This is a genomic window from Desulfobulbus sp., assembly GCF_031547805.1.
Classification (GTDB): domain Bacteria; phylum Desulfobacterota; class Desulfobulbia; order Desulfobulbales; family Desulfobulbaceae; genus Desulfobulbus.
The window spans coordinates 1-17949 of sequence record NZ_JAVBRQ010000031.1 but is presented as its reverse complement, the minus strand read 5'-3'; the positions used below and the strand labels follow the sequence as shown (position 1 = coordinate 17949).

Below are 17949 nucleotides of genomic sequence, written 5' to 3'. Positions count from 1 at the left end.
ATGCCGGTCGGTGCCCTGTTCAAGCACTGGTCCCTGCGGCTTTGGGCCCCGGACCGGGTTGTGCGGCACACCTACGAAGCCTTTAAAATCCTGCTCGACCTGGACGGCCGCTGCCACGAACTGATGGCCGAGTTCGAGGCCGTCTACCACGAAAACCGGTACGAGGACCTGGCCCGCACCCGTGGCCGGTACCGTTTGTTCGGCAAGGCGGTGGCCGGGATGGTGAGCGCCCTGGAGCGGATGCACCCCGGCCGGTCGGACCTGTTGCGCGCCTACTACGACAAATACGATTTCTATGCCCGCCTGCTCCTGGCCCCGCCCGAGGAGTTCCTAATCCCGCCCTTTGTCCTCAACCACCAACAGCCGCTCGAACCCCGGTTGGCCGGCAACAAGGCCGTCCAGTTGCTGCGGAGCAAGCAGGAGGCCCAGGCCTCGATCCCCGAAGGCTTCACCATCGCCACCACCACCTTTTCCCTGCTGGTGGCCCACAACCAGTTGCGGCCGGCCATCGACCTCCTCCTGGCCGGGATCGATCCCGAGGACGACACCAGCCTGCGGACCGCCTCGCAGGCCCTGATGACCCTGGTGCGGCAGCTCGAGATTCCGGATCGGATCAAAACTGCCATTCTGGACGAATACGACCGGCTGGCAACGATGCCTCCGGGCGGTGCGCCGCTGGTGGCGGTCCGCTCCTCGGCCTTGCTGGAAGACGGTGTCCACAGCTTTGCCGGCCAGTATCGCTCGGTGCTCGGAGTGGGGCGGGACGGCCTGCTTGCCGCCTACCGGGAGGTGGTGGCGTCGAAATACACGCCCGAGGCCTTGCTGTACCGCATTCGTGCCGGGATCGGCGACGAGGAGGCCGCGATGGCGGTTTTGGTGACCGCGATGGTCGACGGTGCGGCCAGCGGCGTGGTCTACACCCGCGACCCGGCCAGCGGCGACGGCCCCCTGCTGCTGCACGCCGTTCATGGCCTGGGCCTGCCCCTGGTGGGCGGCGAGACCGTGCCCGCGGTGCTGACGTACCCGTTCGACAGCGACCTTGCGGCAGAGCAAACCCGTGGCAGGCAGCGGTATCAACTGATCCTGGTGGACAACCGTTTGTGCGAGGTGCCGCTGGCCGACGAACAGGCGGCACGTTTGCCGCTCAATCCGGAACAGGGAACCGAGCTGGTTCGTCTGGCCCGGCAACTGGAGCACCTTTTTGACGGGCCCCAGGATATCGAATGGACCCTGACCGCGGACGGCCGTTTGTATCTGCTCCAGGTTCGGCCGCTGCACCTGGAAAAGGCTGCCCCTGCCCGGTCGGGCGCTTCCGGTCCGGCCATCGACTGCCCGCCGCTGCTGGCCGGTGCCCGGCGGGCGGCCGGCTTTGCCGCCCACGGCACGGTCCGGCATTTTTCCGCCTCCGACGATCATCCGCCACCGGAGAAGACGGTGCTGGTCACCCGCCACCTACCTCCTTCCCTGGCTCGCCATCTGCCCAACCTGGCCGCGGTGGTCTGCGAACAGGGATCGACCACCGGCCATTTCGCCACGGTCTGCCGGGAATCCGGCGTAGTGCTGTTGGTGGAGGCCGAGGGTGCCCTTGCCGCCTTGCCTCAAGGGATGGAAGTGACGGTCGATGGCGGCACCGCCGCCGTGTATCCCGGCCGGATCGAATCCCTGCTTGCCGATGGCGCTCGACAGCCACCGGCGGATTCCGCCTTCCGGCGCCGGCTGGGCGCTCTGCTTCAATACATCACCCCCCTGCACCTGCTCGATCCCGCCGACCCCGAATTTCGGCCCCAAGCCTGCCGTTCGCTGCACGATGTCATCCGTTTTGCCCATGAAACGGCCATGCGGACCATGTTCGGCCTGGGCGACATTTCCGGCGGTGCTTTGAGCCGCTGCCGCCGATTGGCAAGCCCGGTGCCGCTCGATGTCTTGTTGCTCGACGTTGGCGGCGGTTTTGCCGATGCCGGCGCGGACACCATTGCTCTTGAGTCGGTGCATTCCACCCCTTTTCTTGCCCTATGGCAGGGGCTTGGCCATCCGGAGATCGAATGGAACCGGCATCCGCATTTCGACTGGCAGGAGTTTGGCGACATGGCGCTGTCCGGCGGGATCGTGGCGGAGACGGACAAGCATTTTGCCTCGTATGCGGTGGTCGGGGCCGACTATGTCAATCTCAACCTGCGTTTCGGCTTCCATTTCACCCAGATCGACTGCCTGTGCGGCGACCGCAGCCAGACAAACTACTGCCGGTTGCGGTTTGCCGGCGGCGGTGGCGCGGAACAGGGCCGCCGGGCACGGATCGAACTGCTCCGGCAGGTGCTTGAGCGCCTGGGGTTTGCGGTCACGGTCAAATCCCTGCTGCTCGACGCTTCTCTGTCGGGTTGCCCGCCCGTTGAACTGCGCCTGCAACTGGAGAGTCTCGGCCGCCTGCTCGGGCTGACCAAGCAGCTGGACCTGTCGCTGCGCGAAGAGGAGATCGACCGGCACATCGATGCGTTTTTCAAAGGCATTGGAGCCCGCTGACCCATGTACCGATTGCACTGGATCACCGATCATCTGGCCACCGGCCATGCCCCCATGTCCTACGAGGACCTGGAATCCATCCGCGCCCAGGGAATCCGGGCCATTGTCAATCTCTGCGGCGAGTTCTGCGATTTGCACCAAATCGAGGAGAGCAGCGGTTTCGAGGTGTTTTATCTGCCGGTGGCGGACGAATGCGCCCCGGATCTGGCGGCCATGGAGCAGGCCCTCGATTGGCTGGACGAAAGCATTTATCTCGACAAAAAGGTGCTGGTGCACTGCCGGATGGGGCAGGGCCGCACCGGCACCTTTGTCGCCGCCTACCTGCTGCGCCGGGGATTCGATTTCAAGGGTGCGGAGCAGACGTTGAAGGGCAGGCTCGCCAGTCCGTCCACCTTTGCCCAGCGCCGTTTTTTGAAGCGATACGGTAAGCAGTCCGGCCCGCTCAAGTCCGGCCCGCCCCGGATCGACAACCGCCCCCGGCCGGATGTGGAACCGCTGCTGGAGGCCTACGCCCAGGCCATTGCCTGGGCCGATGCCCAGATCGGCCCGCCGCACGACACCGGTTGCGGGATTGATGACCACCCCTGCTGCCACAGCCCCTTTGACCTGGATCTGATCGAAAGCATGGCGCTCAGTCAGGCGGTCAACCGGGGCCTGACCCGGCGGCAGCGGCAGGCGGCGATCGAGCGGGCGGTCGCCCTGGCCCAGACCATGAAGGACCTGCACCGCCAGTATCCCGGCCTGGCCACGGAGGAGCTTGCCGCGCATTTTTCGCACGTTCCGCTTCCCTGTCCGCTGCTGGCAGACGGCCGTTGCCAGGTCTTCGCCGACCGGCCGCCCCGGTGCCGCTACGGCCAGGCCACCGACGCCGGAGTGGCCGTAGCCGTGGCCGGACTCATGGCCGAGCTGTCGCGCCAAGCCTATCAAATCCTGACCGGCCGGATGCCCCTGGCCACGGAGCTCCGGTTTTCCTCGGCCGACACCGTTTCCGGCAAGTTCGTCCAGCTTTATTTCCAGGCGGCCTGCGGCAAAACCGGGTAGAATGCGGCCATGAGCGCGAGCAAGCCCCCCTGCATTCTGGTTGTCGACGACGATCTCGATCTGCTTGCCTTTTTGGCCAAGATGCTGGCCAGGAAAGGCGGGTACGAGGCGGTCACGGCCCGTTGCGCCGAGGAGGCCCTGGACAAGGCGCAGGCCGAGCCGCCCGCCGCCGTCCTGACCGACATCAAGATGCCGGGCATGGGCGGCCTGGCCTTTCTCCAGCGGATACGCACGCTCGATCCGGCGGTGACCACGGTACTGATGACCGGCCATGGCACCATTGAAATGGCGGTTCAGGCGCTCAAGGACGGCGCCTACGATTTTGTCGAAAAGCCCTTCGACAACGAGCGGATTCTCCGTGCCCTCGACCGGGCCGTGGAGCGGACCCGGCTGATGCGGGAAAACGCCAGGTTGCAGGATCGGCTCTCGGGGCAGGAGCACGACCACGGCTTTGTCGGCCGCTCGCGGCGGCTGCAACAGACCCTGGAGTTGCTGCGCCGGGTGGCCCGGAGCAACGTCACCGTGCTCATCCGCGGCGAATCGGGCACCGGCAAGGAACTGGCGGCCAAGGCGCTCCACCGGCTCTCGTCGCGAGCCAGCCGGCCGATGGTCACCGTCAACTGTCCGGCCCTGCCCGAGCATATTCTGGAAAGCGAACTGTTCGGCTATCGCAAGGGAGCCTTCACCGGGGCGGACCGCGATAAAACCGGCCTGTTCGCCGAGGCCGACGGTTCCACCATCCTGCTCGACGAGATCGCCGACATCCCGGTGAGCGTCCAGACCAAGCTGCTGCGGGTTCTCCAGGAAAAGGAGGTGCAGCCCTTGGGGCAAAATCGGACCTTCGGGGTCGATGTCCGGGTCATCGCCTCGACCAACCAGGACCTGGAGGCCAAGATCCGCCGGGGCGAATTCAGGGAGGACCTCTTCTACCGCCTCAAGGTGATGACCGTGACCATGCCCAACCTGGCGGCCATTGCCAGCGACATCCCACTGCTGGCCCAACATTTTCTGGATCGCTACAGTCGTGAATACGGCCGCGAGCCCCTGGAATGTTCCACCGAGGCGCTCCAGTCGCTGATGCAGCACAGCTGGCCCGGCAATGTCCGCGAGTTGCAGAATACGATCAACCGAGGCGTGCTCCTGTGCGACCAAGGGGTGATCGAGCCGGCGGATCTTTGGGAGGAGATGGAAAAACCGCCGGCATTGGGGGCGGCAATGGATCTCCCGGATGACATCGCGGCCGCATCCCTTGCCCGGCTTTCCTATCAACAGGCAAAAAATGCGCTGCTGCACCGGTTCAACGCCGCCTACCTTTCCCAGGCCCTGCGTGCGTCCGGTGGCAACGTCACGGCGGCGGCGCGCGACTGCGGCATGGAACGGCAGGCATTCCAACGGCTGCTGCGGCGGCACAATATCGATTCGAGGACCTATCGCGATGGATAAGCAACCAACTCCCTACGTCCTGGCGCGCAACAAATCCTATTGCAATTTTTGCCCCGGTTACTGCTGCTACCGCCTGCCCGGCGCCACCCTGTACCTGGATGCACAGGACATCAACCGCCTGGCTCGCCATTTCGGGATCAGTGATGGCGAGTTCCGCCGCCGCTACCTGGAAAACAAGAACACCTTCCTGACCAGGGAGGACGGTTCCTGCCCTCTGCTGGCCGACGACCGGATGTGCAAACGCTGCACCGTGCACGTAGCCCGGCCCCGGCAGTGCCGCGACTTTCCCTACGACCGGCCGTGCCCGTACCTGGAGAATCCCGGCTTGCTGGAACTCATCCAGCCCCGGGTCGAACGCATCCTGACCACGCCCAAGGACGAGCACCGCTGATCCCGTCCGTCCGCTCGGACCCTGTCCGGTCCATTGCGGCCGGTGCCTCTTCTTTGTTGCCCTGCATCATATTTGTTGCGCCTGCGCGGGGTGCGGGGCGATTCCCTTGCTCCTGTCCGTTGATTTTTTCTTCGATAAAATATAAGTATATCAATGTATTAAATTTTGTAATGGCGCCGTTGCCAGTTGGCATCGGATGTGCAAGCAATCCTCTGAAATGCGTATGTCCACCCATCTTCCGAGGAGCGGCACGGGCGGACCGGGGCGCAGGGCAGGGCAATCGATCATGGCCGCAATAGGGTAAGGAGAACAGCATGGCAGAAATTCTCGCCTTGGACGATGTCCTCGACGCCACGGTGCTCGTGGGCAAAATCCTCAAGAAAAAAGGACATGTGGTCCATACCTTCACCGAGGAGGACGAAGCCATCGCCTTTGCCCGCACCCATCCGATCGATCTGGCCATTCTCGATATCAAATTGAAAAAAATGAGCGGTATCGAAGTGTTGGCTATTCTGAAAGAGGAGCATCCCGCCATGCGGACTATCGTCCTCACCGGATATCCGACCGTGGAAACCGCTCGCGAAGCCATTGGCCTGGGGGTGGACGAGTACTGTGTCAAACCCATCGACCGGGTCGAATTGGAAGACAAGGTGGCCAAGGTGCTGGCGGCAAAACCGAAGAGTTGAGCCACACGCTTGCGACAAGGGCGATAACGCCGGTCCGTAACCGGCAGCCAGCGACAGGGAAGAGAAAAGGAACAGCCGTCGGCGCCGGGCAACGGCATCCGGCCGGTTTGAGTGAACAAATAACCAGGAGAGTAAGTATGAACATGAGAAAGGGCGTCGTTCCATGGCTGTTGGCGGCGATGGTGGTGCTGATGGGGAGCAATGGCGTGGCTGTGGCCGAAGGGGAGGTCCAGCCGGGGAATCAACCGGCTGCCGCCGCCGTGACGGCGCCGACGATCGTCATCGACAAAACCGAAATCAACAACGGCGGCACGATCAAGGTCAGCGGCCGCGTTCCGGCGGGAAAACCGGTGTATCTCGAGGTCTGGGCGGCTGAGCACAATGTCCGTGCCAACCGGTTCGACAGCGAGCTGGACAAGGAAACCAACAAACGGCCCTACATTTTCTACATCTCCGAGGTGATGCCGGCCTACTACAAGATCTTTGCCCCGAAGGAAATGCAGGCCAAAATCGACGCGGCCAAGAAAGAAGGGAGAAAATGGAGCTATTCCGCCCTGTTGAAGGATATGGGCGCCGAGGCCGCCTTCAATGTTCCGGCCAAGATGAAGATCGAGCATTATCAATCCACCCTGATGGCCAGCATCATCGGCAGCCGGGGCGATCTGCTCCCGACCATGGACGAGAAGGAAAACCGCAAGCGCGCCATGCAGCTGACCAAGGCCCGTTTCCGGAGCCCGGACAAGGTGTTCGCCGCCGATGTCGACATCAAGCCGGACGGCACCTATGCCGCCGAGATCAAGATCCGCGAAGGCCTGTCGCCCGGCAAGTACAAAATCGTCGCCGTGGTGGACAAGATGACCAAGAGCGAGCCCGCGACCTTTGAAAACAAGATCGCCTTTCCCCTGGTGTACCTGGACAACGCCGGCACCAGCCTCAATATCTTCTACCCCTTTGTGCTGTCCTTGTGCGTCGCCATCTTCGGCGTGCTCATGGGCGCCGGCGGCGGCTTCATCATGAACCCGCTGCTGCTGGCCCTGTTCCCCGCCTTGCCCCATACCATCGTCGCCGGCACGGTGACCCCGACGGTGCTCTTCTCGCAGGGGAGCGGCATCTACAACTACTCGAAGATCAAATTCATCAATTGGAAGCTCGGTTGCGGCATTGGCGTTGCCATGCTCCTGGGCGGCTTCATCGGACCGAAACTGACCGAGATGATCACTCTGGACCAGTTTAAGTTCGCTTTCGGCTGGATTCTGCTCGTCCTGGCCGCGTTGATGCTCTGGCAGACCACGCCAGGCTATCTCTCCAGGAACAAGAAGGAACAGGCCATTTTGAAAGAGTTCAAGAAGCGCGCCGAAGAGGCCGCCAAGGGCGGAAAATAAGGATCTGTCGAGGAGGATCGATTATGAAAATAGAATTTTGGGGACAAGAATTTAAGGTGAACATGGTGATCGGCTGCATCGGTGGCTTTTTGATCGCCATCATGTCGTCGATGTTCGGATTCGGTGGCGGCCCGTTCATGGTGCCGCTGATGACCGTCGCCCTGCGGCTGCCCATGTATTTGGTGGTTGGCAGCTCGTTGCTGGCCATCTTCTTCAACACTTCGATCAGTACCATGCGGCATTACCAGTTCGGCAACTTTGACCTGTATTTTTTTCTGGCCATGTTCCCGGCCGCGATTCTCGGCGGTTATATCGCGCCGCAGATCGCCAAGCGGGTCAGCCCTCTGGTGGTCAAGCGGGTCGCCTGCGTGGGCCTGGTGGTGCTGGCGCTGAACCTGTTGGGCGTGTATTGATCGGGTGACGGTCGCATGGGCGGCAGATTGCCGCCTGCTTGTCGGCTAATCGCTACGTGAGAGACGCCTCCTTCCCGCATTCCGCAGGGAAGGAGGCGTTTTTTTTTGATTGCCATCGAATCTCAGCCAAGCTCGCTTGCCGGCAACCGGCCGTGTTCTTGACGCCCCGGAAAGCCGGTCGATCAAGCGAGATCTCTCACGGCGTTCGAGATGGCCATGCGGTCAGCGTTATCCTTGTCCCGAACGTCCTTTGTTGGTCGTTTCGGCGAACGCGGCGAGGAGAAATCTTAATAAATTTCAGTGGAATAGCCTCCGGGATGCAATCGGCTGAAGCGAAGTGGCAATCAGTTTTTTTGGGAGGACGAAGCCGCCGCGATTTGCGGGGATGCACCTTCCAGCTGCGGCGTGGCGATGGGACGGGTGGCTAAAACGATGGGGAATCCTCTGGGTATATCTTGAATTTTTCGACAAAACCAGCAGGGAGATAGCTCATTTTGGCCTGGCGCAGTCCCTGATCGCCCAAGTCCTGCTCCCGGTTGATGGTGGCGTATTCTTCGGGCAGAACAGCGGCAAAGGATTGATTGATGAATTGATACAACCCCTTATATCCGGGAACCGCTTTCTCGAAGTGGATGGCGTAGCTGGCGCCTCCGGCCAACTCCTCGCCGAGAACAAAGGCCACCGGCTGCGATTCGACATAGTAGATGCCGCCGCAGAGCTGGAGCGGGTCCATCAGCACCACCGCTTCCCGCGCCGCTTCGTAATCGCCGCCCTCCTCCGCTCCCCGGCGCCAATCCTCGAGCACCCGCAGGGCGTCTTCCCGCAGTTCGGTGCGCAACGGCTTGGCGCTAAAGGCATGCGAGCGGGTAAAGGCCTTGATCAGATTGCGCTTCTTGTGATAGTTGCGTCCGCCCAGTAGCGCCAGATCCTGCCGGCGGTACAGATAGTCGAAATTGTTCCGGTCTTCCTCGATCCGGTAGCCTTGTTGCGCCAAGATGCGTGCCTGGGCGGCGGAGGCGCACTTGAGCATGCCGTGGTCGTGAAAGAGGGTGTTGAGCAAGCCGGCTTCCGGCAGGGCGAAGGGCAGCATGAAAAAGGCCCTGGCGCCGTCCCGGCCGAGCAAGGCGATGGTACCGTCGGCCAGGGCGGTAACGCTGTAGCGGTGCGTTGCCCGGAACAGGTACAGGTTGGCAAAGGTGAATTCGGAGATGCCTTCGCGCAACTGCCGGAACAGGGGGTGCAGCAGGGGGCGAAGCTCGATGGTCAGAGGAGAGGTTTGGGGGTAATCGGCAAGCATGGCAGGCATGGAACGGGCATCGGCAGCGAGGCGGGCCTCACGGACAGGCGGTCCGGTGCCGAAAGGGGTTGTTAACTTCCCAATACTTTGGCGCTGATCATCGCCATGGCGGCATGATCCGGCTCCGGCTTCTTCCAGCTGATGAACTGCTTGACCACCCGTTGGAAATCGCCGTGGTCGTCCTTGCATTGGTCGCAGATGGACTGGGCATTGTCCCGGTAGACGATGATTTTACTGGCCGGATCGCCGCTCAAGCTGACGGCCGCCATCTTGCGGCAACCGCAGTCGAGACGGATCACCGCCACCCCCACCGCTTCCGGGCTGCCTTCGAGAATGGCCTCGATCATCGCCTGTTCCCCGGTTTCCGGGGAAGGGGCTGTCTTGCCCCGGCGGGCTTGTTGTTTCTTGACCATAAGGCGGCACCTCGAATTGAATGAGTAAAATGAATTCTTTGTACCTCTGTTTCCCGCTCCTGCAAACCAAAAAAAGATCGGACGGGTCGCGGCCCTGTCTGCCTCTCCGGAGCTGGTTCGTCCAACAGGGCGGGGGGACCGGAAAAGCGGCTCCTTGCTTGTACCCCATTCATGTCTTTTCGCTTGACAAACCCTGGCCCGTCCTTTAAAAAAAAATGATTTTGTGTCTTGTATTTTCTGAGTATCGAGGCCGTAATCAGTATCTGAGTTATCAAGCCCCTTAATTCTTTCTTGGAGGTTGTGCCATGTGGGAAATCGTTGTAGATAAAGACAAATGTTCCGGTGATGAAGAGTGTGTAAACGCTTGCCCTGCGCAGGTTTTCGAGATGCAGGGCGGCAAGGCCGAGCCGGTGCATTCCGATGAGTGCCTGGGCTGCGAGACCTGCGTTGAGGTATGCCCCGAAAGCGCCATCACCGTTACCGAAATCTGATCGCACCCGGTCCACTGGGTCGATCGATAAGCCCATCCCTTGCCGGGGATGGGCTTATCTTGTTTCTAGGGCAGGGCAATTCTCGGAGAAAGAAGCGATGACGCTCCTGACGAAACCCGGCGTTCCGCGCACGGTTCACTTGTTTGCCGCCCCCTTTTTGTGGACCGCCATCGGCGGGCTGCTGATGGCGCGCGGTTGGGGATGGCTCGAGCCGGGGCGGGGCAGGCTGTTGTTTGTGGCCGCCGGTCTGCTCGGTACCTTGAAGTCACTGTTTATCCTCGACAAGATTGCCCGACGCTCCCTGGACCGCATCATCCGTTTTCAGGACGGCACCTGCCTGGGGGCCGTCTATTCCTGGAAAACCTGGCTGCTGGTGCTGCTGATGATGGCCACGGGCATTACCTTGCGCAGCTTGACCGAGCCGGGACCGGCCATCGGCATCTTATACGGCGCGGTCGGCTGGTCGCTGTGCCTGTCCAGCCGGTTGGGTTGGCGCGAATGGTATCACCGAGTACACCACCATGGAATCGCTTAATCGAGTTGAGATCAGCCGTTCGGCGCTGATCCACAATTTTCAGGTCTGCCGGCAGCTGGCCGGCGATGCCGCCATCCTGCCGCTGGTCAAGGCCGATGGCTACGGCCATGGCATGATCGATTGCGCCCGGATTTTCGCCAGCCAGGGGGCGGCGGCCTTCGGCGTGGCCGAGGCCATCGAGGGCGTGCGTTTGCGCGAGGCCGGGATCACCCAGCCGATTCTGGTCCTGGTCGGGGTGGTGCCGCAGACCCTGCCGGCCATTGTCGACGCCCGCCTGACCCCGGTGGTGACCGATGCCACGATCCTGCCGGCATTGTCCCGCCTGGCCGGGGCAAGCGGCAGCGAACTCGGACTGCATCTCAAGGTGGATGCGGGCATGGGCCGCCAGGGTACCCTGCCTGCCGATTTCCGCGATCTGGTCCGGGCGGTGCTGGCCACGCCCCACCTGCGCCTCGATGGAGTCATGGCCCATTTTCCCCTGGCCGACGACCGACAGTCGGATAACTCCGCCGAAGTGTTGCGCACCTTTCAGCAAACGACCGCGATGCTGGCCGATTTCAACTGCGGGAAATGCTGCCTCCATCTTGCCAATTCCGGCGGATTATTTTATGTTGCCGGCGCCCGGCTCGACATGGTCCGGCCGGGCATCGCCCTGTACGGATACTACCCAGACGGGGCGGCCGGAACCGCCACCGCCTCCCCGCCCCGGCTACGGCCGGCCATGCGCTATGTCACCCGGATCATTCAGGTGCGCCGCGTGCCCAAGGGCAGCGGCCTGGGGTACTGCCACCTGTTCACCACTGCCAGGCCTTCGACCCTTGCCGTGCTGCCGGTGGGGTATGCCAACGGCTACCTGCGCAACCTGACCGGCCGGGCCGAAGTCTTGATCGGCGGCCGCCGCGCCCCGGTGGTCGGCCGGATCTCGATGAACCTGGCCCTGGTCGACGTTACCGATCTGCCCGAACCCCAGGTGGGGGACGAGGTCGTGCTCCTGGGCCGGCAAGGGCAGGGGGAGATCGGCGCCGACGAGATCGCCGGCTGGATGGAGACCATCAGCTACGAGGTATTGTGCCTGTTCGGTCAATTGAACGCGCGGGTACTGGTCGATTAGGGCGCATCCGCCTTTTGAGAAGAGACAACACTATGATAAAATCACGGATAAAGGCCATCGTCGAGCGCTGTTTCGCCGAGGGCGTGCGACAGGGTCTTTGGAGCACCGCCGCGGAGGGACGATATACCATCGAGGTGCCCAAGCGCGAAGGGCAGGGGGATTTTTCCACCAACTTCGCCATGGTGGCGGCCGGAGTCGACAAGCGCAAACCCCGCGACCTGGCCGGGCCGATGGCCGAGTTCCTGGCCAAGGAGCCGATGATCGAACGGGTGGAGATTGCCGGACCCGGTTTCATCAATCTTTTTCTCGACAAGGCGATCTGGGCCACGGTGCTGGCGCCCATCCACGCCCAAGGTGAACAATTCGGCCGCTGCGACGCGGGGGCCGGCCGCCGGGTGCTGGTGGAGTTCGTCAGCGCCAACCCCACCGGGCCGTTGAGCGTCGGCCATGGCCGCAACGCCGTACTCGGTGACGCCATCGCCCGGGTGCTCGAGGCCGGCGGCTACGCCGTCCAGCGGGAGTATTATTTCAACGACGCCGGCCGCCAGATGCGCGTGCTCGGCGAATCGACCCGGGCCCGCTACCTGGAATTGCTCGGCCTGGCCGGCGATTTTCCCGAGGACGGCTACCAGGGCGACTACATCTACGACATCGCCCGCTCGATGATCGCCGAGGGGGGCGACGGATTTGCGCAGGCCGAGGTCGCGGTTTTCAAGGATCGCGCCCAGAAGGCCATTTTTGTCGACATCGACGCCACTCTCAAGCGGATCGGCATCGGCTTCGATACCTATTTCAACGAGCATACCCTCTACGAGGATGGCCGGATCTACGAGGTGGTGGACGCCCTGCGTGCCAGGGGATTGGTGTACGATCAGGAGGGCGCCACCTGGTTTAAGACCACCGAGTTGGGGCAGGAGCAGGACCGGGTGATCATCAAGAGCAGCGGCGAGCCCACCTATCGGCTGCCGGACATCGCCTATCACTGCGACAAGTTCAAGCGCGGCTACGATTGGATGGTCAATGTCTTCGGCTCCGACCACATCGCCACCGTGCCCGACGTGCTCGCCGGAGTCCGGGCGCTCGGTTACGACGATTCGCGGATCACCGTGGTCCTCTATCAGTTCGTCACCCTGCTGCGCGACGGCAAACAGGTGAAGATGTCGACCCGCAAGGCCACTTTTGTCACGGTCGACGAATTGGTGGACGAGGTCGGGTCGGACGCCCTGCGCTTTTTTTTCCTGATGCGCAAGCCCGACAACCTGATCGAGTTCGACCTCGATCTGGCCAAGAAGCAGAGCCAGGAAAACCCGGTCTACTACGTGCAGTACGCCCACGCCCGTCTGTGCAGTATCGAAAAGATGGCGGCGGAGCAGGGCAAGACGGCCGATTTGGCGGAGCAGGGGCTCAAACGGCTGGTCGAGCCGGAGGAGTACGCCCTGCTCAAGACCATGGCCGATTATCCGACCATGGTGGCCGGTGCCGCGGCCGATTTGGCACCCCACCGGGTGGTCTTTTATCTGATGGAGCTGGCCGCTCAGTTCCACGGATTTTACAACAAACACAAGGTGCTGACCGAGGATGGCGAGCTGACGGCGGCGCGTCTGGCGCTGTGCGGCGGCTTGAAGCGGGTGTTCCGCAATGGCTTGCATCTGATCGGGTTGACGGCGCCGGAGAGCATGTAGCCGGGGAGACGGCAGCCGTGTTTTTTTTGCTTTCCCTACTTGCTTTTCCTGGCGAATTTCTTACACATTATCCGGTGCGGCCGTGGATGGCGGCCGGCGCCGGAGGGCGGTGCGCCGCCGCCGGTACCAGCTTGGAAAGCCGTGGGATTGTTTAGGCGAAAGGTCCGTCCGCCGGCAGAGACCGTCCGTCCCAAGGCCTTTCGGATCGAGCTGGGCTGGCGGGGCATGTTCGGGTTGGTGGTGGTTTGTTTTTGTCTTTTTTTGTGGATGTTCCTGCTCGGCGTCTGGGCGGGACAGACCATTCTTCTACCGCCCCGGCCCGTGCAGACGGCGCAGGGGAGTGAGTAGCTAACACGTTCTCGTCCGGACCCGTGGCGGAAAACGGTTCCTCGAACCGGCAGCAACGAACACCGGCCCCATGGTTTTATTTATCGATGCCGTTGCCAGCAATGAAAAACAAAAGAAACCGCCGCAACACGCGCCGGGTGCGGATTTCTCCGGTGTCGGCGGTGCGCAAGGTGCTCGTCCAGCATCTCAAAAAGTATTTGATTGTCTATGTGCCGGCCGTGATGCCGCTGTTTTTTTTCTTTCTGGCCCACGGCATCACCGTGGTGACCCTGATTCTGATCAAGTCCGGGGCTCTGCCCCAGGGCCTGGCGCTGCATAAAACCCTGGTGACCTGGGGAGTGTACGGGGTGATGCCCCTGTTGCTGTGCTCCTACGGCTGTTTTTTTGCCGTGGCCAGACCGGCGGCCGGATTGTTGGCCCGAAAATTTCCCCAATGGATGCCGGACACCCTGACCCTGGCATCCGGAGTCGCTTACGGCGCGGCCGTGGCCCTTGTTTTGCTGTTGCTGCTCGCACCCGCTTCGATCCCGCGGGTGTTTTTTTTGCTGCTCATCGGCATGACCACCGGACTGGGCAACTGGTGGCTGTATCGCGCCTTGACCGGGGCATCCGCGCAAGCGGTGCCGCCGCCTTCGGCCGATGATGATCTTTAGTCGTCCGTCCGGCAGTGCCGAGAGGTGAGAGGAGGAAGTATGGCGACCGTACACAAAAACGACGTAAAAACGGGCAGAATCCGACCCGCCCGCATGGGCGATGTCCGGGCCATTCACGCCCTGCTCACCACCTTTGCCAACAAGGGGTTGATGCTGCCCCGCTCGATCAGTTCTCTGTACGACCATCTGCGCGATTTCATCGTCTACGAGGAAGACGGAGTCGTCTACGGGATCTGCGCCCTGCACATCTGCTGGGATGATCTGGCGGAAATCCGCTCGCTGGCCGTGTCCGAGGAGCGGCAGAAAAGCGGCGTCGGCGCCCTGCTGGTCGAATCCTGCCTGGACGAGGCCAGGAGCCTGGAGATCGACCAGGTGTTCGTGCTCACCTACCAGGCCGCGTTTTTCCGCAAGTTCGGGTTCGTGGACCGGGACAAGCAGGAGTTGCCGCACAAGATCTGGAGCGACTGCATTCATTGCGCCAAATTTCCCGACTGCGACGAGGACGCCCTGATCCGGATCGGGCTTGCCGCCCGCGGATGAGCGATAGGCTTCTTTGGTAACTACAAATATTGTATAAAAATTTCAGACCCTTACTGGGGGAATCGTAATGGTGGGACAGGTACTTGCCAAGATATTCGGCAGCAAGAACGACAGAATGATCAAGCAATACCGCAGGGTTGTCCGCAGGATTAACGAGCTGGAGCCCTCGGTCGAGCCGCTTTCCGATGCCGAACTGGCCGCCAAGACAGTCGAGTTCAGGGAGCGGATCGCCCAAGGCGAGACCTTGGATCAACTGTTGCCCGAGGCCTTTGCCGTGGTTCGTGAGGCGGCCCGGCGGGTGCTCGGCGAGCGGCATTACGATGTCCAGCTGCTCGGCGGTATCGTGCTGCACGAAGGCAAGATTGCCGAGATGAAAACCGGCGAGGGCAAGACCCTGACCTCGACCGCGCCGGTGTACCTCAATGCCCTGGCCGGCAAGGGCGTGCACGTGGTGACGGTCAACGATTACCTGGCCCGGCGCGATTTGCAGTGGATGGGCGAAGTCTACCGTTTTCTCGGCCTGACCACCGGCTGCATCCTCCACGAGCTGAACGACGAAGAGCGGCGCGAGGCCTATGCCGCCGACATCACCTATGGTACCAATAACGAGTTCGGTTTCGACTATCTCCGCGACAACATGAAGTTTTCTTTGAAAGACTTCTGCCAGCGCGGTTTTGCCTACGCCATTGTCGACGAAGTCGATTCCATCCTCATCGACGAAGCGCGGACCCCCTTGATCATTTCCGGGCCGGCGGACGTGTCGACCGATCTGTATCTGAAAGTCGACCGGATCATGCGCCATTTCAAGGCCGACGAGCACTACACCAAGGAGGAGAAGTCCCGGCAGATCATGCTCACCGACGAGGGCGTGGTACTGGCCGAGCAGCTGCTGGAAGTCGACAACCTCTATGATCCTCGCAACATCAACCAACTGCACCATGTCAACCAGTCGCTCAAGGCCCATTTCATGTTCAAGCGCGATGTCGATTACATCGTCAAGAACGGGGCGGTGGTCATTGTCGACGAATTCACCGGCCGCACCATGGAGGGGCGGCGGTATTCCGACGGCCTCCACCAGGCCCTGGAAGCCAAGGAGGGGGTGAAGGTCGAGCGCGAGAATCAGACGCTGGCCTCCATCACCTTCCAGAACTATTTCCGCATGTACGACAAGCTGGCGGGCATGACCGGCACCGCCGACACCGAGGCGCCTGAATTTAAGAAGATCTACAACCTCGACGTGGTGGTCATCCCCACCCACCAAAAAATGATCCGCAAGGATTACGCCGATGTCATCTACAAGAACCAGGAAGCGAAGTACCGGAACATCGTCCGGGAAATCAAGGAGCTGAACGAAAAGGGGCAGCCGATCCTGGTGGGAACGATTTCCATCGACGTCTCCGAGAAGATCTCCAAGATGCTCGCCAAGGAGAACATCCCGCACGAGGTGCTCAACGCCAAGCAGCACGAGCGCGAGGCCGAGATCGTGGCCGAGGCCGGGCAGAAGGGCCGGGTGACCATCGCCACCAACATGGCCGGTCGCGGTACCGACATCAAGCTGGGCGAGGGCGTGCGCGAACTGGGCGGGCTGCATATCCTCGGCACCAGCCGCCACGAGAGCCGCCGCATCGACAATCAGCTGCGTGGCCGCTCCGGCCGCCAGGGCGATCCCGGCACCTCCCGCTTCTATCTCTCGCTCGAGGACGATCTCCTGCGCATTTTCGGTTCCGATCGGCTGCTGTCGATCATGGACAAGCTGGGCATGGAGGAAGACGAGCCCATCGAACATTCGATGGTCTCCCGGGCAATCGAAAACGCCCAACGCAAGGTCGAAGGGCACAACTTCGATATCCGCAAGCACCTGCTCGAATACGACGACGTCATGAACAAGCAGCGCGAGGTCATCTACAGCCAGCGCCGCGAAGTGCTTGAGAGCGACAACATCCAGCCGATCGTCACCGACATCGTCGCCGAGTTGATTGACCGGGTGGTGGTGGATTACGCCCCGGCCAAGATCTCGGCCGAGGAGTGGGATTGGCCGGCCATCGGCGAACGGGTGGGCCAGGCCTTCGATCTCCAGCTCGATTGGCCGGAAGAAGAGCGCAACAGCCTCGATTCCTTTACGTTTTCGGAAAAATTGCGACAAGCCGTGGCCGAGCTCTACAACCGCCAGGAGGCCCGCAACGGCGTGGAGCAGATGCGCCAGCTCGAACGGATGGTGCTGCTGCAGATGGTCGATACCCTGTGGAAGGAGCATCTCCTCCACATGGACCACCTCAAGGAAGGGATCGGCCTGCGGGGCTATGGCCAGAAGAATCCGCTCAACGAGTACAAGCGGGAGAGCTTCCACCTGTTCCGCAACCTGATCGACGCGATCAAGCTGCACACCATTGCCAACCTGATGCGTATCCAGTTGGTCCAGGAAGACGAGTTGGCCCGGCTGGAAGAGGAGCAGCGGCAGCAGCGCGAACGGGAGCTGGCCGAAGCCAGCCGTTCCGGCGCCCGGGAACCCGGCGAGGTAGAGCACAAACCGATACAGCGGGCCGAAGACAAGATCGGCCGCAACGCCCCTTGTCCGTGCGGTTCCGGGAAAAAATACAAGAAGTGCTGCGGCGTGAACAGCTGAACCTGGCTGATTTTTCGAATTTCAGGCCGTCGGTCCACCAGGGGTGGGCTGACGGCCTTTTTTATTGATTTTTTACCCAAAGGATTTTTGAGAGCGGCAATTTGGGGCCAATAGATACGATATTGATCGAGGCCATGAGAGATATGTGTTAATCGGCTGACCGACATCTGGGCGCCCAACTTCAGCCTCGCTGCATGACAGCCAGGTGGCTATCCCGTTGATCAAGCTGACCAGTAACAAGCTAACCTACCTGTACGACCTGATGGATGCCGCCTACGACGCCCAGCTGATTGCAGAGACCAGCCGGAAGTTCGGCCATGTCCCGATTGCCGACAGAAATGGCCGAGGCAAGGAGGTTATCCCCATGGCTCCCCACGAAGCAG

16 protein-coding genes are annotated in these 17949 nt (G+C 61.8%); 14 read left to right on the top strand and 2 right to left on the bottom strand.

Going from position 1 to position 17949, the window contains the following annotated elements:
* The 7 genes from RMR13_RS11110 (at position 1) to RMR13_RS11080 (ending at position 7873) form a co-directional block, all read left to right on the top strand.
* Positions 1-2517, top strand: a complete 2517-nt coding sequence (locus tag RMR13_RS11110; RefSeq protein ID WP_310600700.1) for a PEP/pyruvate-binding domain-containing protein — start codon at positions 1-3, stop codon at positions 2515-2517.
* 3 nt (positions 2518-2520) lie between these two features.
* On the top strand, positions 2521-3558 hold the full coding sequence (locus RMR13_RS11105; protein ID WP_310600699.1) for a dual specificity protein phosphatase family protein: 1038 nt from the start codon (positions 2521-2523) through the stop codon (positions 3556-3558).
* A 9-nt stretch (positions 3559-3567) separates the two neighbouring features.
* Positions 3568-5001, top strand: a complete 1434-nt coding sequence (locus tag RMR13_RS11100) for a sigma-54 dependent transcriptional regulator (protein WP_310600698.1) — start codon at positions 3568-3570, stop codon at positions 4999-5001.
* Positions 4994-5392 (top strand): YkgJ family cysteine cluster protein, encoded by a 399-nt coding sequence (locus tag RMR13_RS11095; protein ID WP_310600697.1) that lies wholly within the window; start codon positions 4994-4996, stop codon positions 5390-5392. Before RMR13_RS11100 ends, RMR13_RS11095 begins: the two co-directional genes overlap by 8 nt.
* A 314-nt stretch (positions 5393-5706) precedes the next feature.
* Positions 5707-6078: a response regulator gene (locus tag RMR13_RS11090; protein WP_310600696.1), complete on the top strand. Its 372-nt coding sequence runs from the start codon at positions 5707-5709 to the stop codon at positions 6076-6078.
* 137 nt (positions 6079-6215) lie between these two features.
* Positions 6216-7460, top strand: a complete 1245-nt coding sequence (locus RMR13_RS11085; protein ID WP_310600695.1) for a sulfite exporter TauE/SafE family protein — start codon at positions 6216-6218, stop codon at positions 7458-7460.
* 23 nt (positions 7461-7483) lie between these two features.
* The gene (locus RMR13_RS11080) at positions 7484-7873 is read left to right on the top strand and encodes a sulfite exporter TauE/SafE family protein (protein WP_310600694.1); all 390 of its coding nucleotides are present in this window, start codon (positions 7484-7486) and stop codon (positions 7871-7873) included.
* 424 nt (positions 7874-8297) lie between these two features.
* On the opposite strand, the gene RMR13_RS11075 is transcribed toward RMR13_RS11080, so the two are convergent.
* Complete coding sequence (locus RMR13_RS11075) at positions 8298-9179, bottom strand: DUF2156 domain-containing protein (protein ID WP_310600693.1); 882 nt, start codon at positions 9177-9179, stop codon at positions 8298-8300.
* 62 nt (positions 9180-9241) lie between these two features.
* Positions 9242-9583, bottom strand: a complete 342-nt coding sequence (locus tag RMR13_RS11070; protein ID WP_310600692.1) for a hypothetical protein — start codon at positions 9581-9583, stop codon at positions 9242-9244.
* A 305-nt stretch (positions 9584-9888) separates the two neighbouring features.
* Between RMR13_RS11070 and RMR13_RS11065 the strand changes: the two genes are divergently transcribed.
* The 7 genes from RMR13_RS11065 (at position 9889) to secA (ending at position 17566) form a co-directional block, all read left to right on the top strand.
* Positions 9889-10074, top strand: a complete 186-nt coding sequence (locus tag RMR13_RS11065) for a 4Fe-4S binding protein (RefSeq protein WP_028317338.1) — start codon at positions 9889-9891, stop codon at positions 10072-10074.
* A 97-nt stretch (positions 10075-10171) separates the two neighbouring features.
* A complete protein-coding gene (locus tag RMR13_RS11060) occupies positions 10172-10609 on the top strand; it encodes a hypothetical protein (protein WP_310600691.1) in 438 nt (145 codons plus the stop codon).
* The gene (gene alr, locus RMR13_RS11055; protein WP_310600690.1) at positions 10596-11720 is read left to right on the top strand and encodes an alanine racemase; all 1125 of its coding nucleotides are present in this window, start codon (positions 10596-10598) and stop codon (positions 11718-11720) included. Before RMR13_RS11060 ends, alr begins: the two co-directional genes overlap by 14 nt.
* Before the next feature lie 32 nt (positions 11721-11752).
* Entirely contained in the window at positions 11753-13402 is a 1650-nt protein-coding gene (gene argS, locus RMR13_RS11050) for an arginine--tRNA ligase (RefSeq protein WP_310600689.1), read from the top strand.
* A gap of 449 nt (positions 13403-13851) precedes the next feature.
* Positions 13852-14403, top strand: coding sequence for a hypothetical protein (locus RMR13_RS11045; RefSeq protein WP_310600688.1), 552 nt, complete (start codon positions 13852-13854; stop codon positions 14401-14403).
* A gap of 39 nt (positions 14404-14442) precedes the next feature.
* Entirely contained in the window at positions 14443-14943 is a 501-nt protein-coding gene (locus RMR13_RS11040) for an N-acetyltransferase (RefSeq protein ID WP_310600687.1), read from the top strand.
* Between the two features lie 67 nt (positions 14944-15010).
* Complete coding sequence (secA, locus tag RMR13_RS11035) at positions 15011-17566, top strand: preprotein translocase subunit SecA (protein WP_310600686.1); 2556 nt, start codon at positions 15011-15013, stop codon at positions 17564-17566.
* Positions 17567-17949: the final 383 nt, after the last annotated feature.